This window comes from Alteromonas alvinellae, assembly GCF_902705805.1.
In genome coordinates this window covers 16,983-38,862 of the sequence record NZ_CACSIH010000257.1, presented here as the reverse complement: position 1 = coordinate 38,862, position 21,880 = coordinate 16,983, and the positions used below count along the sequence as shown (strand labels likewise).

At 46.3% G+C, this 21,880-nt stretch carries 12 protein-coding genes; 7 read left to right on the top strand and 5 right to left on the bottom strand.

The window, feature by feature from the left end; genetic code table 11:
- Positions 1-477 precede the first annotated feature (477 nt).
- The 6 genes from ACX5KA_RS19830 to ACX5KA_RS19805 all read left to right on the top strand — a co-directional run bounded on the left by ACX5KA_RS19830 (position 478) and on the right by ACX5KA_RS19805 (position 9,202).
- The gene (locus tag ACX5KA_RS19830) at positions 478-1,140 is read left to right on the top strand and encodes a GntR family transcriptional regulator (protein WP_061486458.1); all 663 of its coding nucleotides are present in this window, start codon (positions 478-480) and stop codon (positions 1,138-1,140) included.
- Between the two features lie 65 nt (positions 1,141-1,205).
- Positions 1,206-2,081 carry a methylisocitrate lyase gene (gene prpB / locus ACX5KA_RS19825; RefSeq protein WP_039218892.1) on the top strand — a complete coding sequence of 292 codons (876 nt, stop codon included), beginning with the start codon at positions 1,206-1,208 and terminating at the stop codon, positions 2,079-2,081.
- A gap of 279 nt (positions 2,082-2,360) precedes the next feature.
- Complete coding sequence (gene prpC / locus ACX5KA_RS19820; protein ID WP_061486459.1) at positions 2,361-3,485, top strand: bifunctional 2-methylcitrate synthase/citrate synthase; 1,125 nt, start codon at positions 2,361-2,363, stop codon at positions 3,483-3,485.
- Positions 3,486-3,503: 18 nt separating this feature from the next.
- Positions 3,504-6,095 carry a Fe/S-dependent 2-methylisocitrate dehydratase AcnD gene (gene acnD / locus ACX5KA_RS19815; protein ID WP_061486460.1) on the top strand — a complete coding sequence of 864 codons (2,592 nt, stop codon included), beginning with the start codon at positions 3,504-3,506 and terminating at the stop codon, positions 6,093-6,095.
- Between the two features lie 546 nt (positions 6,096-6,641).
- The gene (prpF, locus tag ACX5KA_RS19810) at positions 6,642-7,844 is read left to right on the top strand and encodes a 2-methylaconitate cis-trans isomerase PrpF (RefSeq protein ID WP_458732026.1); all 1,203 of its coding nucleotides are present in this window, start codon (positions 6,642-6,644) and stop codon (positions 7,842-7,844) included.
- Positions 7,845-7,945: 101 nt separating this feature from the next.
- Positions 7,946-9,202: a response regulator gene (locus ACX5KA_RS19805; protein ID WP_039218898.1), complete on the top strand. Its 1,257-nt coding sequence runs from the start codon at positions 7,946-7,948 to the stop codon at positions 9,200-9,202.
- Positions 9,203-9,212: 10 nt separating this feature from the next.
- On the opposite strand, the gene ACX5KA_RS19800 is transcribed toward ACX5KA_RS19805, so the two are convergent.
- The 5 genes from ACX5KA_RS19800 to ACX5KA_RS19780 all read right to left on the bottom strand — a co-directional run bounded on the left by ACX5KA_RS19800 (position 9,213) and on the right by ACX5KA_RS19780 (position 16,741).
- Positions 9,213-10,790 (bottom strand): sodium:solute symporter family transporter, encoded by a 1,578-nt coding sequence (locus ACX5KA_RS19800; protein WP_458732025.1) that lies wholly within the window; start codon positions 10,788-10,790, stop codon positions 9,213-9,215.
- Positions 10,791-10,892: 102 nt separating this feature from the next.
- Positions 10,893-12,599: a PH domain-containing protein gene (locus ACX5KA_RS19795; protein ID WP_458732024.1), complete on the bottom strand. Its 1,707-nt coding sequence runs from the start codon at positions 12,597-12,599 to the stop codon at positions 10,893-10,895.
- A complete protein-coding gene (locus ACX5KA_RS19790) occupies positions 12,599-13,153 on the bottom strand; it encodes a PH domain-containing protein (RefSeq protein WP_458732023.1) in 555 nt (184 codons plus the stop codon). The genes ACX5KA_RS19795 and ACX5KA_RS19790 overlap by 1 nt, the downstream gene beginning before the upstream one ends.
- Before the next feature lie 198 nt (positions 13,154-13,351).
- Positions 13,352-15,706, bottom strand: a complete 2,355-nt coding sequence (gene arcB, locus ACX5KA_RS19785; RefSeq protein ID WP_458732022.1) for an aerobic respiration two-component sensor histidine kinase ArcB — start codon at positions 15,704-15,706, stop codon at positions 13,352-13,354.
- Positions 15,707-15,805: 99 nt separating this feature from the next.
- Positions 15,806-16,741 carry an N-acetylmuramoyl-L-alanine amidase gene (locus tag ACX5KA_RS19780; RefSeq protein WP_458732021.1) on the bottom strand — a complete coding sequence of 312 codons (936 nt, stop codon included), beginning with the start codon at positions 16,739-16,741 and terminating at the stop codon, positions 15,806-15,808.
- Between the two features lie 662 nt (positions 16,742-17,403).
- On the opposite strand from ACX5KA_RS19780, the gene gltB reads away from it, so the two are divergent.
- Positions 17,404-21,870 carry a glutamate synthase large subunit gene (gene gltB / locus ACX5KA_RS19775; protein WP_039218914.1) on the top strand — a complete coding sequence of 1,489 codons (4,467 nt, stop codon included), beginning with the start codon at positions 17,404-17,406 and terminating at the stop codon, positions 21,868-21,870.
- Positions 21,871-21,880 lie beyond the last annotated feature (10 nt).

Genomic DNA, 21,880 nt, shown 5'->3' with positions numbered 1-21,880 from the left:
TAAGACTTCAAAATTAGACTAATTGGTTAGGTTAAGCATCAAACAAAAATTGTTTATAAGTTTCATAAAATCAATTAGATATCATAAAGATAATTTACTCTATCTCTTCACAACACCTAACCGAATAAAGTAAAGAACACCTAGACCAAATGGACAAACTTTAAACAAATCACCACTTACTTGAATCATTCTTTAGCTCAGAGCCTCTGCATGTAACTATCGTTACCAATTTACCTCCTCCGTTTAGGCAGTAGCTATCAATATGATTGCGCAAGGTTCGCCTAATGGGCGTAAATTGACGCATGGCTCTGTTTGCATATGGCGTTACACCATTGCACAGTTGTCAACACAGGCCGCTAAACAAGACTATCAGACTAATATCTTACTCTCGTTGTCGACAATCCTAACCTTTTAAGGTTGAAAAAACGCCAAAATGGGCATATATTGTCGACATTAGTCATTTTAAGATTCTATACAGTGTTAGCAAAAAGCGAACAAGCCATAACCAACGCCGACCGTACTTTCTTTCAGTTAAGGAAGGATATTGTTGAGGGCATCATTCCAGCAGGCAGTAAGCTGAGTGAAATGGAATTGTCGACAAAGTATGAAGTCAGTCGCGCCGTTATTCGTGAAGCCATCAATCGTCTCGCTACTTGTCACTTGGTGGAACGTAAAGCTAACGTGGGTGCACGCGCAGTGGCCCTGTCTCCCGAAGGTCTAATTCAGCTATATCAAGTGCGCGAAGCGTTAGAAGGTATGGCCGCGCGATTAGCCGCCAGGTATATGACTGACGAAGAAATTGCCGACATGCAGGCGTTGCTTGATAGCCACTTCGATAAAGTTAAAGACGGTCAAAGCTATTATCAAGAAGCCGGCGATGTAGACTTTCACTACAGAATTGTAACCGGCAGTAAAAACGATCATCTCATCAGCGTACTTGTAGACGGGCTTTACCATCTTGTTCGTATGTATCGCGTACAGCTCGGTATGGCTGGCCCTCGTGTAAGCACTGCGTTTGATGAACACAGACACATCGTTAACGCTATTGCCAATCGCGACGAGGAACTGGCTGAAATGCTAATGCGTCGCCATATTCTTTATTCAAAAAATAATATTGAGAAGAAGCTTAATCATGGTTAACACCACTCAGTCTTCTTCACACCTAATTCACCTCTACCCTACTTTCAAATAAGCGAGTGATTATCATGAGTGCAGGAAAGAAATTCAGAACCGCATTAGAGAACAACAAACCGCTACAAATTGTCGGCACCATTAACGCCTATACTGCCATGATGGCAAAGACCATTGGGCACCAAGCCATTTACCTTTCAGGTGGCGGCGTAGCGAATGCGTCTTACGGCCTACCGGACTTAGGCATGACGTCACTTAATGATGTGATTGCAGACGTTCAGAGAATCACCAGCGCATGTGACCTTCCGCTAATGGTAGACATCGACACGGGTTGGGGTGGTGCATTTAACATTGCCAAAACCATTCGTGACATGGAAAAAGCCGGTGCGGCGGCTGTGCACATGGAAGACCAGGTTGCACAAAAGCGCTGTGGCCACCGCCCTAACAAAGAAATTGTAAGCACTGAAGAAATGGTCGATCGCATTAAAGCAGCAGTAGATGCCAGAACTGACCCAGACTTTTTCATTATGGCGCGCACCGACGCGTTTGCTCAGGAAGGATTAGAGAAAGCTATTGAACGAGCTAAAGCCTACGTTGCAGCGGGCGCAGACGGTATTTTTGCCGAAGCAATACAAACCGAAGAGCACTACCGTGCATTTGCTGAAGCGTTAGACGTTCCGATCCTTGCCAATATCACTGAGTTCGGCAAAACCGAACTATGGAACAAAGAAGAGCTTGGTGAATGGGGTGCCGACATGGTGCTTTACCCACTAAGTGCGTTCCGTGCGATGAATAAAGCAGCAGAAATGGTGTACAAATCTATACTTGAAAATGGCGATCAAAAAGCCGTTGTGGACAGCATGCAAACACGTATGGAGCTATACGATTATCTTGGCTACCACGAATACGAGCAAAAACTAGATGCCCTGTTCGCAGAAGGCAAAAATTAGTAAATAAATTCAGCTTGAAGTTGGCGGGCACGAAGATGCAGGGGTGAAGTACAGTTCCCTGCCCCTCCATAGAAGCGGGAGCGATACGCAGGGCGTTACCACGCCGTGAACCCATCCATGGGGGCTCCGCCTCGGCATCCATGCCTCGGAGGGGTAACACCCTGCGCACCGCCCCGTTTCATCGGTGCCCCGAGCCGACTCTAAGCTGTAACTTACACAGTTTATTTTTAAACAGACTTTCAAGTACCTTACAAATTACACAAGACCGGAGACAACAAGATGGCTAAACAGTTAAGTGGCGCGGGTTTACGCGGCCAAGTTGCAGGTAAAACAGCATTATCTACCGTAGGTAAATCAGGTTCTGGTTTAACGTATCGTGGTTATGACGTAAAAGACTTAGCGCAAAACTGTCAGTTTGAAGAAGTAGCGTACCTTATTCTAAAGGGCAAGCTACCTAACCAGTCTGAGCTAGACGCTTATAAAACTAAACTTCGCGGCATGCGCGGTCTTCCTACCGCGCTTAAAGAAGTGCTAGAGCGCATTCCTAAAAATGCTCACCCAATGGATGTACTTCGCACGGGTTGTTCAATGCTAGGTAACCTTGAAATGGAAACAAGCTTTGACCAGCAGCAAGACGTGACAGACCGTATGTTGGCGTGTTTCCCAAGCATCATTTGTTACTGGTACCGCTTCTCGCACGACGGCGTGCGCGTTGACGTTGAAACCGATGACGATTCAATTGGTGGTCACTTCTTACATATGCTTCACGGCGAAAAGCCACGTGAACTTCATGAGCAAGTCATGCATGTATCACTCATTCTTTATGCAGAGCATGAATTTAACGCCTCTACTTTTACGGCGCGTGTTTGTGCTTCAACCTTATCTGATATGCATTCTTGCGTAACCGGTGCTATCGGTTCACTGCGTGGTCCACTTCACGGTGGCGCTAACGAAGCGGCCATGGAAATGATTGAAGGCTTCACTTCACCTGATGATGCCGAAGAAAAAATGATGGGCATGCTTGAGCGTAAAGAGAAAATCATGGGCTTTGGCCACGCTATCTACTCTGAGTCAGATCCGCGTAACGAAATTATCAAGCAATGGTCTGAGAAACTAGCTGCCGATGTAGGCGACGACGTGCTTTACCCTGTGTCGGTTCGTTGCGAAGAAGTAATGTGGCGTGAGAAGAAGCTTTTCTGTAACGCTGATTTCTTCCATGCCTCTGCGTATAACTTTATGGGTATCCCTACGCCATTGTTTACACCAATCTTCGTAATGTCTCGTCTAACTGGTTGGGCAGCACACGTTATGGAACAGCGCGCTGACAACCGTATTATTCGTCCATCAGCAGAATACACAGGCGAAGAACTACGCCCAGTGCCAGCTATTAGCGAACGCGCTTAAGATTAAGGTTGGGGTTTTATGAATATTGATTACCGTAAACCGCTTCCAAATGCGGGTATCGATTTTTTCGATACCCGTGAAGCGGTAGATGCTATTGAACCAGGCGCCTATGCCAAGCTGCCTTACACGTCGCGTGTATTGGCTGAAAACTTAGTGCGCAAATGCGCACCTGAGATGCTCACCGACTCGCTAAAACAGCTGATTTATCGCAAGCGCGACTTAGACTTCCCTTGGTTTCCGGCTCGCGTAGTGTGTCACGATATCTTGGGTCAAACGGCACTGGTAGACTTAGCCGGGCTTCGCGATGCTATTGCGGCAAAAGGCGGCGATCCGGCCAAGGTTAACCCAGTAGTTCCAACACAGTTGATTGTGGATCACTCATTAGCTGTAGAGCATGCCGGTTTTGAGAAAGACGCGTTTGAAAAAAACCGTGCAATTGAAGACAGACGTAACGACGACCGTTTCCACTTTATCAACTGGACAAAAACGGCATTTAAAAACGTAGATGTTATCCCTCCGGGTAACGGCATTATGCACCAAATTAACTTGGAGCGTATGTCACCGGTTATTCAAGCCCGTGACGGTGTTGCCTTCCCTGATACGCTAGTGGGTACAGACAGCCATACGCCGCATGTTGATGCACTTGGTGTAATTGCTGTGGGCGTTGGCGGCCTTGAAGCGGAAAGCGTTATGCTGGGCCGTGCGTCTTACATGCGTCTGCCAGACATTGTAGGTGTTGAGCTAACGGGCAAACCACAGCCAGGCATTACTGCAACCGACATCGTATTAGCGTTAACAGAGTTCTTGCGTAAAGAGCGTGTGGTATCTGCATATTTGGAATTCTATGGTGAAGGTGCATCGCACCTGACGCTGGGCGACCGCGCAACCATTTCGAACATGACACCGGAATACGGCGCCACTGCAGCCATGTTCTACATTGACCAGCAAACCATTGATTACTTGCGCCTAACAGGGCGTGAAGAAAAGCAAATTGCATTGGTAGAGCAATACGCTAAGCATACCGGTTTATGGGCTGATGATTTAGAAACTGCCGAGTATGAGCGGGTGCTTACGTTCGACCTTTCTGCTGTTGGACGTAACATGGCTGGCCCTTCTAACCCTCACGCTCGCTTACCTACCAGCGATTTAGAAAGTCGCGGTATAGCAGCGAAGTGGACCGAGGAGGAAGGCAAAATGCCTGATGGCGCGGTTATTATAGCGGCTATCACCAGCTGTACTAATACATCGAACCCGCGCAATGTTATTGCGGCAGGCCTGCTTGCGCGCAACGCCAACCAGCGCGGATTAACTCGCAAGCCGTGGGTAAAGAGCTCACTAGCACCTGGTTCTAAAGCGGTGAAGCTTTACCTTGAAGAAGCTAACCTAATGAGCGAGTTGGAAGATTTGGGCTTTGGCGTAGTAGCTTTTGCTTGTACTACCTGTAACGGCATGAGCGGCGCACTAGACCCTAAAATTCAGCAAGAAATCATCGACCGCGACCTCTACTCTACAGCGGTATTGTCGGGTAACCGTAACTTCGACGGCCGTATCCATCCTTATGCTAAGCAAGCATTCTTAGCATCGCCGCCACTAGTAGTAGCGTACGCTATCGCCGGCACCATTCGCTTTGATATTGAAAAGGACGTATTGGGCACCGACAAAGACGGCAACCCGGTAACGCTTAAAGATATTTGGCCAAGCGATGAAGAAATTGACGCTATTGTAGCGAAATCGGTGAAGCCAGAGCACTTCAGAAAAGTGTACGAGCCAATGTTCGAGTTGAGCGTTGATTATGGCAAAGACATAAACCCGCTGTATGACTGGCGTGAAATGAGCACTTACATTCGTCGTCCGCCCTATTGGGAAGGCGCAATGGATGCCGTGCGCACTATGAAAGGTATGCGTCCGCTTGCTATTTTAGGTGACAATATCACTACCGATCACTTGTCGCCTTCAAACGCTATTCTAGCCAGCAGTGCAGCCGGTGAATACCTTCACAAAATGGGCTTACCTGAAGAAGACTTTAACTCGTACGCCACACACCGTGGTGATCACTTAACCGCACAACGCGCTACCCTTGCGAACCCGAAAGTGTTCAACGAGATGGTGCTTGAAAACGGTGAAGTGAAGCAAGGCTCTCTTGCGCGCGTTGAGCCAGAAGGCCAAGTAATGCGCATGTGGGAGGCTATTGAAACCTACATGAACCGCAGACAGCCGCTGATTATTGTAGCCGGCGCTGACTACGGTCAAGGTTCATCACGCGACTGGGCAGCTAAAGGCGTGCGTCTTGCTGGTGTTGAAGTCATTGTGGCAGAAGGTTTTGAGCGTATTCACCGCACTAACCTTATTGGTATGGGCGTGCTACCGCTTGAGTTTAAACCAGGCACAACGCGTAAAACCCTTGAGCTTGATGGCACAGAAACGTACGACGTAAGCGGCGAACCTTCACCAGGTGCAACGCTTACGCTAGTAGTAAACCGTCAAAACGGTGAGCAGCTAGAAGTGCCAGTAACCTGCCGTTTAGACACTGCAGAAGAAGTCTCTATTTACAGCGCAGGCGGGGTGTTACAGCGCTTCGCTAAAGACTTCTTGGAAGCTGAAGCTAGCTGATTGTGATAGGAAGACCTTTCAGTGGGAGGAGGTGAATCAGTTACAGGCCACGCCCTAAATACGTCTCTATAGGCTCCCAACTCGCATACTTGCGAGTTGAAGGCCCTGAAACTGACCCACCTCCCCCACTTAAGTTCGGCCAATATTGCATCAGTTTACTTAGCTGGGGGATAAGTTAGTCATAGGGCACGCCCTAAATACGTCTCTATAGGCTCCCAACTCGCATACTTGCGAGTTGAAGGCCCTGAAACTAATCCACCTCCTCCGTAGCTAGTATCAGCTAGTTTGGTTGGAAGCTGTTTGTGATTTGAACCCCCCCAGCCGCAAGGATGCGGCTGGGGAGCGCACATGGATGTGTTCACAGCGTGTTTCAAATCACGAACAACCTTACTTCTCTCCAGATAAAATGGTTTTTAGTTTAAGAGTGCGTTGAGGCACGGTTGAAACCTTCGGGGCGCATGGACGCGCCCCGAGAGCCTACAAGGATGTATTTACGGCGTGTTTCAACTGTGCCTCAACGCACTCATACCGACGAAAGGAAAAAACATGACAAAGTATGCGCCACAACTTCGAGTACCGGCTACCTACATGCGTGGCGGTACCAGTAAGGGTGTGTTTTTCAATTTAACCGATTTGCCAGAAGCCGCGCAAAAGCCAGGTCCGGCGCGCGATGCCCTGCTTCTGCGCGTAATTGGCAGCCCCGACCCTTACGGTAAACAAACCGACGGTATGGGCGGTGCTACATCAAGTACCAGCAAAACCGTTATCTTAAGCAAAAGTGAACGTGAAGGTTACGATGTCGACTACCTATTTGGTCAAGTAGCCATAGACAAGCCATTCGTAGACTGGAGTGGAAACTGCGGAAACCTAACGGCAGCCGTAGGCGCATTTGCGATAACCAATGGGCTAGTGGATAGAAGTAAAATACCAGAAAACGGCATCGCCACCGTCAATATTTGGCAAGCCAATATCAACAAAGCCATTATCGCTAGGGTGCCAATGACTAACGGGGAAGTACAGGAAACTGGCGATTTTGAACTAGACGGTGTCACCTTCCCTGCCGCAGAAGTAGAAGTAGCCTTTGTTGACCCAGCTGACGGTGAAGGGGCAATCTTCCCGACAGGACGATTAGTCGACACACTTGAAGTTCCAGGCGTAGGCTCACTTCAGGCGACCATGATAAACGCGGGTATTCCTACTATTTTCATCAACGCAGAAGATATTGGCTACACAGGCACTGAACTGCAGGATGATATAAACAGCGACTCCGAGGCGCTGTCCAAGTTCGAAGCAATTCGTGCACACGGCGCGGTTCAGATGGGGCTCATCAATGATGTGGGTGAAGCTGCAAACAGGCAGCACACACCAAAAGTCGCGTTCGTTGCTCCTCCAAGAGGTTACCAAGCATCCAGTGGCAAAGATATTTTGGGTTCAGACATTGATGTATTGGTTCGCGCACTGTCTATGGGGAAACTTCATCATGCTATGATGGGGACGGCTGCGGTCGCTATTGCAGCAGCTGCGGCGATACCCGGCACTCTTGTAAATATCGCAGCTGGCGGCGACGAAAGAGACTCGGTTACTTTTGGGCATCCATCTGGAACGCTTAGAGTAGGAGCAAGAGCTACGTTTGAAGACGACAAGTGGCAAATTAAGCAAGCTGTAATGAGCAGAAGCGCACGTATTTTGATGGAAGGCTCCGTGCGTGTTCCCGCTGAACAAAGTTCAGTACAACGCAATGTTATATAAGAATAAAATCATTTAGACATAAGTATAAAACGCCCTCTCTTTGAGGGCTTTTTTGTCTTAAATTGGTTATTATCGAAGCCTAAGTGCCGAGAGTAGATCACATGTATAAAGTTCTTGTAGTAGAAGACAGTCTCACTGTCCGAAAGATTGTAAACAAACTTATTGAGGATAATCCTCACTTTACGTGTGATCTGTGCGAAGATCTTGCGGAAGCTAAAAGTGCCCTCGAGAGTGACACCGAATACTTGGCAGCCATCGTCGACTTAAACCTTCCCGACGCGCCCAACGGCGAGAGCGTTGAGCTTGCACTTTCCTACAACGTTCCAACCATCGTACTTACTGGGAACTTCGACGAATTTACCCGTGCTCAGTTACTCGATCAGGGCGTACTGGATTACATCACAAAAGAGTCTCGCTATTCATACCTTCAAGTGTCTAAACTTGTAGACCGTTTAAGAAAGAATCTCACTACCAAAGTGTTGGTGGTGGAAGATTCTAGAACGAGCCGAAATCACATTTGCTCATTACTTCGCAAATTCCAATTTCAGGTGCATGAAGCGAACGATGGCTTAGAAGCGTTGGAAGAGCTTGATAATCACCGCGATATTAAAATGGTTATTGCTGATCACCGTATGCCCAATATGGACGGTTATGAACTGGTTAAAGCAATACGCCACGAAAAACGCATGCAAGACTTGGTATTTATCGGTTTATCGGCAAACGGCGACAGCGTGTTGACCTCGAAATTCATTAAAAGCGGCGCCAATGACTTCCTGTCCAAACCTTTTTATCACGAAGAATTCTACTGCAGAATTATGCAAAACCTTGAATCACAAGAAATGATTCAAACCATTAGAAATTCAGCAAACTTAGACCCGCTAACCAAGGTATACAATCGCCGTTTTCTCTACGAAAAAGCAGAAGAGTTATTTGCCAATAAAGCGTCGAGAAAGGATGTCATTGTGTCTATGATCGATGCTGACAACTTCAAAAGTGTAAACGATACCTACGGCCATAAAACGGGTGACATGTTATTGCAGGAATTTGCAGCATTGTTAAAAGATTACTTCCCCGACGATCTTATTGTGCGCTATGGGGGTGAAGAATTTACAGTGGTATCGGTAAGGCCACCTAAAGTGTATCTATCTGCGCTTTCAGCGTTTATGGATGCAGTGCGCTCTACTATTTTTACCAATCACAAGTTCAATATCACGTGCAGTATCGGCGTATGTACCGAGGAACACAAGTGCTTGGCGTCGCAGTTAGAAGTGGCTGATGCGCGCTTATACGAAGCTAAGCACGCGGGCAAAGATCAGATTATTTTGAGAGACTCAGTTGCCAAAACAGTAGAGGCGTAAATCACTTAGTCTACTGCAGCCAACGCGGCATTAAGTAGCAAACAACGACCAATAAGCAAAAATAGCCAAGCAATAGGGTGGCAATCGGCTTATCAATCAGTAAGCGTCGTTGACCAGAGGTGGTGATCGTCGCTGTATCGTTTTCATCATTAGCTGACAAAACAGACAAGATAATAGCGGGTATCACTGTGCTCGCGAACCCCGTTACATTCCACCAAAACCAAAACATGTCCTCGACAAAAAATGCGAACGACAAATTAGTCAGCACGCCACACATCAGGCCGGTATTGACCTGTGTGGCCTTTATCTTCTTCGTTAGCATGCCAAGTAGAAACACAGCCAAGACGGGGCCAAAAAAAACAGAGCCCACTTTGTTCACCGCTTCTATAACGGTAGGCGCTATATCGCCAGCATTGAGCGAAAGCAGCAAAATAATCCCTCCCCAAAGCAAGCCCGCAAACTTAGCATGACTCAGGTAGCCTTCAGGTTTTGCGCGTTTCCGAGTGAGTTTGAAATAATCTTCCAGTGAAACAGCGGCAAGAGAGTTTATTGCTGAGCTCAGTGATGACATGGCTGCAGCAAGAATAGCGACCACAAGCAAGCCGATAAGCCCATGAGGTAAATAATTAAGAATAAAGACCGGCATAAGCCAGTCCGGATTATCTTTAGGAATTTGCGATAGCAAGTTGGCGTCGTTAAACGCTAGTGTGCCGATCACCAAGCCTGCTAAACAATATAGAAGTGTTATAGGGAACCTGAAAATGCCATTTGCTAACATCATCTTTTTAAGATCGCTTTCCGATTTCGCTGACAATGCCCTCTGTGCTTCTGATTGATCACAACCGTAGTATGAGGCGTAGAGGATCACGCCACCTAGCACCATAGGAAAGAAGCCGAAGCCGTCACCATCAAAACCCAGAGATGAAAAATTAAGGGTAGAGACCCGCTCGCTTGGAAGTAGCTGTAAAAAGTGCTCCCAACCGCCTAATGCGTTTAGACCAAAAGCAATGCAGATAGCTGTGCCCAAAACGATGACAACCATTTGTACCGCGTCACCATATACAACTGCTTTCATACCTCCTTGTAAGGAGTACAAAACGGTAATCACACCAATGAGTAATATTGCCTGCGTGGATGAAACCTGCATGGTTCCTTGCAATATAATGGATAGCGCGTAAACCATTATGCCGGTAGCGAAGGCCCTGCTAAATTGAAATACAACACTGATACAAATACGGGTAGAGGTAGAGAAACGTCGCTCAAGATAGTCATAAATACTCACCACACCGCTTCGGTATAATGTAGGCAACACGGTGGTAATGAGTAAAAGCATGGCTAACGGAACTGCCAGTTCATAAGAGAGCCAAATCAGCCCTCCACCCTCACGGAAGCCGACAAATGCAGGAGCGGAAATGAAACTGACCGCCGAGAGTTGCGTCGCCATCACTGAAAGTAACAGCGGTTTCCAACTTAAGCTTCTTCCAGCGAGAAAATAATCTTTCTTTGACTGCTGTCCACGCAAGCTAAAGCCGATAACGAGTAACGTGATGAGGTAAATCGCGATGACACTGTAATCAAGAATATCCATATAGACGCAAGGTTAAGCAACTAAATACCTACCATTACATAAACTCGGTCTATTTGCATAAAAAAACGTATAAAAAAGCAGCGCTCAAAGAAACAGTGTACGTTACATCCAAGACCTTCTAGTTGACTCCACCTCGAATAGCACACTATCTGCTAGTTTATTAGCGTAGTCTTCTGGTAGAAACGGCACAGTCACCGCCCCCGAAGCCAGTACAAACTTAACGGTGGCCTGTTTTCTTCGCTTCATAAACACGCTTTGCTTAACGATAACTTGCTGCGCTTTATAGGGCTCAAAGCATTGATAGTCGATGCCTATTCTACCTCGCCTTATATAAACGTACTTACTGTCGTAGGCTATACCCCATCGCCACCACCTAAGCGTGAGTAACAGCGATACCGCACTAAAGACAACGAGTGAACCTAGCATAATATCAAGATGGGACGACAAAGCGCCAATAGTGAAAAAGGTAATAAAAGGCAATGTCCAACCCGCAAACAACCAAAAAGTAATGAATCGCTTGCTAATGGGATGATAATCTTGGCCTCGCAAGTCGCATTCAGGCATTACTTCTTGGCTAAGCGCAAAAGCTTCATCTTCGGTTACCGATGGCACAATAAGCTTATTTGGCGACATCAGTTCTTGCATTTGCTGCCCAGCCGTTGAGTTCTGCTCAAAATACAAATTCACACGCTTTAGTATTTTATCCAGCCAGTCTTGCTTCGCCGTAATCATTTGGATGCGTGAAGCTCGCATACTGACTTCCAGTTTATTAAGTAAGCCGCTGCGACGGATATAGCGATCACCTGTTCGTGAGAGTGTATAGCCGTAAAAAGTGAAAAGCGCGCCACCAACACTCAGCAGTGCCACTAACGCCATAAGCATCATGAGAATGACAAAGGCATACAATCCAAATTGCCACCACGCAACCGTTTGTTCACCAACCAGCTGATTTAGCTGCAAGCCTTTATCGGCTAACCACTCTGAAACTAGACCGAACACATCGTCATAGAAAGGTGCCGCAGCACCCAGTATGATCCACACGCGATTGTTGGTGATACCGTGAATAATGATGTCTTTCACGGACCGTCGATTTAATACTTCTTCATTTGAATGGGAAGAATCTATCGCTTTAGTGCGCGTTCGTGGCGTGGGAAAAGATGAACTCTGCTCGTCGGATAAATATTCATTTGGCAAACAATCCAGGTCACCCTCATCGTGCAGCGCTTTTTCATACAACACCTGCTTTTTTAGCGCTTCAGCATAATCTTCAGGAACCGCTACAATTTTAGCTTCTTCTTTCCCACTTCCTGCGGTATCAAGCACCACTAGCGCGTACCCAAAAGGTCGGTAGTAAAAAGGGCGTTCTATCTTTACGTTTTGAATACGCCACAAGGGCAAGTTGGTATAGCGGCGTTGAAACACGCCATGATGAATCTCAACGTGCTGGTTGTGCACGCGAAACTTGTACATTAAAAAGCTAATTACGCCGCTGACACTGGTAGATAGAAAGAGGATTCCAGCACCGATTAGTACTTCAGGCGACAGCAGGTTATCCCAAATATTGAACGATATGGCTAAGGCGGGAAGGGTATAAATAAGCACTTGAGCCGAGTTGGTAAAATTGCGAATAGTAAAATACAAAATAGAAATTAGAGAGAGGCGCTGCCACTCATCACCCGTCTCTACTTTAAGTTTCGGTTCTTCCATATTAGCATCTTGCCCATGGGACTTGAGCGCAGCATCTTCTTTCAGCTCTTTTGACTGATTAAGTGTAGGCGCTTGGTGTGAGGGCCTTTCTGATACCGTCATTAGCGTGCACCTATGTCTTTATGAGCAAGAATGAACTCACGCAACTGCTCTGCCCTTTCAATGCTTAACCCAGGTATTTCAAACGTGTGCATTTCACCACCAGCCGAAAACACCTGAAGTGAGGCAAGACCCGCCCACCTGTCCAATGGACCGCGATTAACCTCTACATGCTGAACACGCAAAATAGGTTGGCACGAAAGTTTTCTAAAAATTAGCCCTGACTGCTTACTGATGTCTTGCTCTCGAATCGCATAAAATATGCGTACATCAGCAAAAAAGTGGTACAGCGCCCATAGAGAGCCTACAGCGACGATACCAGCTACAACATACGGGTAGGCTTGCAGCAGTCCTTCTGGCAATGACCAAAAGCGTTGGAATCGTAACGCAGAAGCAATACCTATTAGCACTAAGGCTATCAATCCAATGGAGAGGATATTTAGTGTCCGGTACTTTTTGGATATAGGAAGTAAAGCGAGCGTTTGAAGTGAGGGAATTTCCTCTACGCTAAGCTGATTATTTGAAAACACGGTTTCTTGTTGTGCGCTAATTCTCATCGCATTAATTCCTTTTACCACTGTATAAATAAGTTCAGCCTGCCGCTTTTTTTAAGGAGAGGCTTAGCTACTTAGCTACTTAGCTACTTTGCTACTTAGCAACGCTGCTCTGAACGCTTTCTCTAGCGCAGTTTTTATAACAAAAAAGAGGGCAAGCCCTCTTTTTCACGTTACCTATTAAAGAGCGCGTTATGCTAACTAGTCATCAACCTGCTGTTCATTCAGCCAATCGTGTAGTGCCTTCATGTCGTGCTGAACGGCCATTTGTAGCTCTTCCACCCAATCATGCACGTTCTCCCACCAAGTCGGATGGTCGCCTTGCTGAATTTGATTAGCAATACGCTGTACACGAGCCAAACCAACAGAGCCAGCGGCGCCTTTAATTTTGTGAGCCTGTGAGCACACTTCTGACTTTTCGTCCGCACTTAAGCTTAGCTGCAGTATTTCCATGTATTCAGGCATTTTTTCTTGGAATACTTTAACGCTAGCGCGCACCATTTCATCCCCTATGGTATCAACTAACATCTGTAACAAGTCCATATCTAAAATGTTACTTAATGTTTTGTTAGGTTCAGGGCGCTCTACTTCGCCATCAATTTCAAGCGGTGCAGGTGGTGCATGGAACAACTCGTTAAACACCTCGATAACGCGAGATTTTTTAATCGGCTTAGCAATAACGTCATCCATACCGTTTTCTAAGTATTCATCACGCTTTTTAATGACGTTTGCCGTTAGCGCCACGATGGGCGTTTGCATAACCAGATCTTCTTCAATAATCGTACTTGCCACATCGAATCCGGTCATGTCAGGCAATTGAATATCAAGCAAGATAAGGTCGTATTGGTTTTCCCTGACTTTGTCTATGGCTTCTTGCCCCGTCATTGCTACATCGACTTTCTGGCCAAGCTTCTCAAGCAAGGCTTTAGCGACCATGACGTTCAATTCAATATCTTCTACTAACAAGATATTGAGCCCTGTCACTTGAAGCTGCGCCACTTTCATTGGGCTGTTAGAAATTTGAACTGGCAACACGATTTCAAAGCGGGTGCCTTTACCCACTTTGCTAGAAACGTGAATTTCACCTTTCATCAAGTCGACCATTTGCTTACAAATTGCCAATCCAATACCGGTACCTGTGGCCGATTGGTGGTCAGGGTGATCAACCTGATAGTACATGGCAAAAATCTTTTCAATTTCGCTTTCTGGAATACCCACTCCAGTATCTTCAATGACAAAGGTAACATACGCCTTATCGCCATCGGATTTCGTTGATGAAACCGATAAGCTTACGTGCCCTTTTTGCGTAAATTTCACTGCATTAAACAAGATGTTCCACAAAATTTGACGAAGGCGCGTGCCATCTATTTCAACAAGACGGGGAAGTGGCTCGTTGATTGTTGTTTTAAGCTCTAGCTGTTTGTCAGCGGCCAACAGGCGAATAATGCTGCTGAGTTCCTCGGTAAAGTCCTTCAACGATATAGTTTTTAGACTTAGTTCAAGTTTGTCTCTATCTAATTTATCTAGGTCAATAATGTCGTTAAAGATATTACCTAGCGTAATGGCACTTGCGTAAATTGTACTAACCCAGCTGAATTGCTCGTCGCTTAACTCGGTATCACGCAGCATGCGACTTAAGCCAACAATACCGTTCAATGGTGTACGAAGCTCATGGCTGATGGTCGCGATAAAGCGCGTTTTATCTGTGCTAGCTTTCGCCGCAGCATTTTCAGCCTGCTTACGCTCAGTCATGTCGCGACCGAATGATAGTAGCCCCAAGCGGTTGCCTTCTTTATCGAAGAAAGGTACACGCTTCATTTCGAAGTAACGACGACGTCCATCAGCAAAGCGAAGCCACAGCTCTTCTGTGATACTGGCGTTGGTTTCTAGAACTTCGTGATCACTTGCTACAATTTGGCGGGCAAGCTCTTCCTCGTATACGTCTTTTGGCGTTAAGCCAAGCAGCTCTTGCTCGGTTTTGCCCGTCATCAACTCGGCAATGCGGTTGCAGCCCGCAAATCGACCTTCTTCATTGCGATAATAAATTAAGTCTGGCGAAGCATCGATAATGGAGCGAAGTAGCGTAGATAAGCGGCGCGCTTGGGCCTCTTGTTCAGATTTATCCTGAATTTCTTTTTCTAAATCTTTAAATAGCGCTTCACGCTCTTCTTGAGCCTGCTTACGTTGCTCTATTTCGTGATTTAGCTGGCGAATATTGCTCTGTAATTCTCGGTTAAGAAAAACGTCTTCTTCACGTAAACTTTCTAGCTGACTAACGACTTCTTTAAGATTAGTACGCGAATTCTCTAGCTGCTTAATTAGTTCACTGAAAAAGTAGAGAACCCATGGCGCAGACAACATGGTAAGAATAACGGCACTTATAAAATCGTCGGGTTGGACTTGGCTTCCCATACTTACGCGTATCACGTAAGAACCGCCTAGCGTGAACACAAGCGAAAGAACAACAAATAAGATGCTGAGCTTTAGAGTGCCAAAACGCTGAACAAATTGAGCAAAGCGGATTGCCCAAGAATCGTTTGGTGAATCTGAATGCATGTACGTCTAATCTAAACTTATTTTGCCTTTATCCTATCAGGCTTTCCCCTCTTCGGGAATGCGGTTTGTCAAAGCATAACTCTGTGGCCCTACCCAGAATTAGGATTTGAAAGGCGACTTTTCAGTAATTTCATTAATGTATTTGGTATTCACCCACCCCACCTTCGTGTAAGACACTTTCGCCCACTCCCCTCGCTTTTCCAGTATTTTTAATACCTCGCCCTTGTGCAATCCATTCTCGATCGTTGGGAATGAAACATCGGGGCCTCTTCTCACATTCAGTGAATTAGCACTTACATTAGCCACCCGCTTTACAGCACTATCAAGATCCCGCTGAATTTGATCATGCGCCTCTCGCTGTGAATTCGAATCACTTGACTCAGTTGCCCACGTTTCACTATCACTTTGCAAAACAGCGGCTTTGAGTCTTTGAAGGGGAAAAGCGGGGCCAGGATCGACCTTTCGTGACGGCGCTATTTCTTCGTGCCCGACGATAGTAGAGATGTTGTAGTGGCTACACAATGCTTTACAGAGCGATAACGTCCTGACAATTTGTACGTCGGTGTACTTGTGCCAATAACCCAAAGACTGTTGGTTAATGTGCTGGGCAGCTAATACTTCATTCTCGCCAAAAATTTCGCCAAACCAACTTTCAAAGGTGCCGTCTCCCCTTGCCTTAAGCTGGCCAGCATTGTCTAATTCAATGCCGATAGAGTACTGGTTCAAGCCACTACGCCCCTCGTAATAACTTTCTCCTGCGTGCCACGCTATTTTATTAGTCGGAAGCATTTGAACAATGTCACCATTGCGTCCAACGGCAAAGTGAGCTGACACACCGCTATCGGCATTGGTCAAGACATTCACCGAAGATGAAAGGCTACTGCCGGCGGTAAAATGAATAACAATAGTATCGGGAGATCCAGATTGAAAACGCCCAGATGTATTAGGAGAAAGCCTGAAGGTGATATTGTCGCCAGTTAGAATATGATCATCTATACTAAATATAGGCAGTGGTGAAGCATGTAGTGTATTCATACAATAATCCTTATTGTCTTAACAGCACGCCACCACAGTGAATTTTTATTCTTCGCCTTCCACATAAGCGTACACTCAATTCACACACAGGGCTCTTTATCAACATCCTTCAGCGCACCACGAGCCTTACCTGTGGTCAATTTTCAACCAATATAGCAAACTACTTATATTAGTGGAACCAGAGCTTTACAAATTAATAAAAATACACCACAAACCGCTATTGACAACATAAAACATCAATTTCAAAGCATATTTATTCATTAACAAAACGCAAATGAGAAATAATATCATTTATGAGGGGTGAGTTATTCACTTTGCAACACTGATAACATTTTTGTTACAAACATAAATGATGATGCGTAAATAACTGATTAATATCGACTTAATTATATTTATACTAATTCACTATAAAGCTTATACTTTTAGCGTTTGATTTTAGTTTTTAATGTGGGTATTTTGTACGGCCCGCATCGCAATAATGCATAAAAATGCGGAAACGACTGGAATCCTCTAATAATAAAATAACGACAAGAAAGGCGCACGCCGCAAGCAATACCGCTCGCAGGCATAAAAGACGTCTAATAATGTTGTGATACGCAAACCTAGGCGCATCTACACGCAACGCATACCTTGCCCAGTCAAAAGGTTGAAGGAGTTAAGAGATGAGTTTATATAATCCCAATGATTCCCGGGACAACTGTGGGTTTGGCTTAATCGCTCACACTCATGGGGAAGCCAGTCATGAATTGGTAACGACTGCAATACACGGTCTTGACCGTATGCAGCATCGTGGCGGCATCGCTGCCGACGGGAAAACCGGTGACGGCTGTGGTTTATTACTGCAGAAACCGGATGCGTTCTTCCATGCAATCGCCGAAGAAAATGGCTGGAAACTCAGCAAAAAATACGGCGTGGGCATGATTTTCTTAAGTCAGGACCCGGTACTTGCGCAAGCCGCGCGTGAAGTACTTAATGAAGAACTAGAAAAAGAAACACTTTCAGTAGTGGGTTGGCGCGAAGTGCCTGTCGACCACTCAGTACTGGGTGAATTAGCGCTAACGGGTGTTCCACAAATTGAACAGGTATTTGTGAACGCGCCAGCAGGTTGGAGAAAACGCGACCTTGAGCGTCGTTTGTATATGATCCGCCGCCGCGCTGAAAAACGTCTTGAGAAAGATCCCGATTTTTACGTAGCTTGTTTGTCGGGCTTGGTTACGATCTACAAAGGCTTGGTAATGCCAAAAGACTTACCTGCCTTTTATCACGATCTTGCCGATGAGCGTATGCAAAGCGCAATTTGCGTTTTCCACCAGCGCTTTTCAACAAACACACTACCACGCTGGCCGCTTGCTCAGCCTTTCCGCTTCCTTGCGCACAACGGTGAAATTAACACCATTAAAGGAAACCGCGACTGGGCCATGGCACGTGCTGCTAAATTCGCAACGCCACTTATTCCAGACCTTAAAGATGCTGCACCTTTCGTTAATACCGAAGGTTCAGACTCATCATCGCTGGATAACATGCTGGAGCTATTCTTAGCCGGCGGTATGGATTTATTCCGTGCTATGCGGTTACTTGTTCCACCGGCCTATCAAAACAACAAGACCATGGACGATGATCTTCGTGCATTTTACGAGTTTAACTCTATGCACATGGAACCATGGGACGGCCCAGCGGGTATCGTTTTAACTAACGGTCGCCACGTTGCCTGTAACCTTGATAGAAATGGTCTACGTCCTGCTCGTTACGTTATTACTAAGAATGGTTTCATTACCCTAGCCTCAGAAGTAGGTATCTGGGATTACGAGCAAGCTGACGTAGTTGAAAAAGGCCGCGTAGGCCCAGGTGAAATGCTCGCTGTAGACACGTACACAGGCAAAATCTGGCGCTCTACTGAAATTGATGAAGACTTAAAAGCACGCCATCCTTATAAAGAGTGGCTAGACAAGCATATTCGTCGATTAACGCCAATTGAAAAGCTTGACGCGTCATTGATTGGTAAACGCGTGTTTGACGACGACGCCATGGCGGTGTACCACAAGCTACACGCCTACAGCTATGAAGAAATTCAACAAGTCGTAAAAGTACTCGCGAAAGACGGTCAAGAAGCCGTTGGTTCAATGGGTGATGACACGCCAATGGCGGTTATGTCCTCGCGTCAGCGTACGGTTTACGACTATTTCCGTCAGCAATTCGCACAGGTTACTAACCCGCCTATTGACCCGCTACGTGAAAACCACGTTATGTCGTTGGCAACCTGTATTGGCCGCGAGCAAAACGTATTTAGCGAAACCTCAGGTTACGCTGACCGCGTATTGTTTGACTCGCCAGTGCTAATGTATACCGACCTTAAGCAACTGCGCGAATTTAACCCAGACAACTACTACTCAGAAATCGTGGAGCTTCAGTATGCGCCGCAAGAAGGTTTGAAGAAAGCCATCGAGCGCGTGTGTAACGAAGTCGAGATGCTGGTTAAAAACAAGCGTGCTGCGTTCGTTATTCTGTCTGACAGAAACATTAAACAAAATCGCTTGGTTATCCCTGCAGCAATGGCAGTTGGTGCGGTACAACGTCGCTTAGTTGAAAAGTCATTACGCTGCGATGCTAACGTTGTTGTTGAGACAGCAAGTGCCCGCGATCCACACCATTTCGCGGTGTTGATTGGCTTAGGTGCCACTGCGGTTTACCCATTCCTAGCATATGAAACTATTGAGCAGCTTTGTGAAAAAGGCGAGCTAGATATTTCTCCTATGCAGGCCACGTTGAACTACCGTAAGGGTATCAACAAAGGCTTGTACAAGATCATGTCGAAAATGGGTATTAGCACTATTGCTAGCTACCGTAGCTCTAAACTGTTTGAAGCAGTAGGTATTAACAACGAAGTGATGAAGTTATGCTTTAAAGGTGTGACCTCACGCATTCAAGGTGCGGGCTTCGATGATTTCCAGCAAGATCTTATCAACCTAAACCGTATTGCTTGGCTTAAGCGTAAATCTGTCGATCACGGCGGCTTGCTTAAATACGTGCACGGTGGCGAATATCACGCCTATAACCCAGACGTAGTCAGTACGCTTCAAAAGGCTGTGGTGTCTGGTAACTACGACGACTACCAGCAATATGCAAAGCTTGTTAACGAGCGTGCGCCTGCGCACATTCGCGACTTGCTAGCTATAAACCCTGATTGTGACCCTATTGATATTAGTGAAGTAGAAGCACCGGAAAACTTATTCCCACGCTTTGATACTGCGGCAATGTCAATTGGTGCACTAAGCCCTGAAGCGCACGAAGCACTAGCGATTGCCATGAACCGCCTGGGCGGTCAGTCTAACTCTGGGGAAGGTGGCGAACACCCTTCTCGCTTTGGGACTGAAAAGAACTCTAAAATTAAGCAGGTGGCTTCAGGTCGCTTTGGTGTAACGCCTCACTATTTGGTTAACGCAAACGTTATTCAAATTAAAGTGGCGCAGGGTGCAAAGCCGGGTGAAGGTGGTCAGCTTCCAGGCGATAAGGTAAATAAATACATCGCACAGCTACGTTTCTCTGTGCCGGGTGTAACCCTTATTTCACCACCTCCACACCACGATATCTACTCAATTGAAGATTTGGCACAGCTAATTTTCGATTTGAAACAGGTTAATCCAACGGCACTTATATCCGTTAAGCTAGTATCTGAGCCGGGTGTTGGAACCATTGCAACGGGTGTAGCGAAAGCCTATGCCGACCTTATCACCGTTTCAGGTTACGACGGCGGTACAGGTGCAAGCCCGCTAACATCAGTTAAGTATGCGGGTAGTCCGTTCGAGCTTGGTTTATCTGAAACGCAACAAGCGCTTATTGAAAACGGCTTACGTCACAAAGTACGCGTTCAAACCGACGGGGGTTTGAAAACAGGCTTAGATGTAGTAAAAGCCGGTATTTTAGGTGCTGAGAGCTTTGGTTTTGGTACAGGTCCAATGGTGGCTTTAGGCTGTAAATATCTACGTATTTGCCACTTGAACAACTGTGCGACAGGTGTTGCAACGCAGGATCAAAAACTGCGTGACGATCACTTCATTGGCTTACCTGATATGGTAATGAACTACTTCAAGTTTATTGCTCAAGAAGTGCGTGAAATCATGGCGTCTATGGGTATTGCTAAGTTCGACGACCTTGTTGGTCGCACAGAGCTACTTAAAGTTCTAGATGGCATTACCGCTAAGCAAAACCGTTTAGATTTGTCGCCGTTGCTAGCGCAGCCTAAAGCAGGCGACCATACGCGCTTATTCTGCTCGCAAACCACCAACGCACCTATCGATAAAGGTGAATTGAACGCGCAGATGCTTAAAGACGGCCAGCAAGCGGTTATTGACGGTAAATCTATTACCCTTAAATACCCAATCCGCAATACGGATCGTTCTGTCGGTGCGCTGCTATCAGGTGAAATCGCTAAACACCACGGTAACCACGACTTTGAAGATACACCTATCAAAGTTGAACTTACCGGTACAGCGGGTCAGAGCTTCGGTGTGTGGAACGCTGGCGGCCTGCATATGCACCTTGAAGGTGATGCCAACGATTATGTAGGTAAAGGGATGACCGGCGGTAAGCTTGTTATTCACCCACCTCGCAATATCTCTTACGACGCCCACGACAGCGCCATTATGGGTAACACCTGCCTTTACGGTGCAACAGGCGGTAAGCTGTTTGCTGCTGGCCGTGCTGGCGAGCGCTTTGGCGTGCGTAACTCTGGTGCTATTGCGGTAGTTGAAGGCATTGGCGATAACGGCTGTGAATATATGACAGGCGGTATTGTAGCTGTACTTGGTCCGGTTGGTGTTAACTTCGGTGCAGGTATGACTGGTGGTTTTGCTTATCTTATGGATGATGGCGACGACCTTGATAACCGCGTGAATGCCGAACTGGTCGATATAATGCCAATTGAAGATAAAGCAATTCTTGCTGAGCACTTACGTGGCTTAATTAATCAGCATTACGAAGAAACAGGAAGCGAGCACTCGTTGTCGTTGCTTACTGATTTCGCCGCAACGCTGAAACGCTTCAAGCTTATTAAGCCAAAAACCAGTGATGTGAAAAACTTGCTTGGTCACATCAGTCGTTCAAGTGCTGAATTACGCATTCAGGCTCAGTAGGAGGATTTAG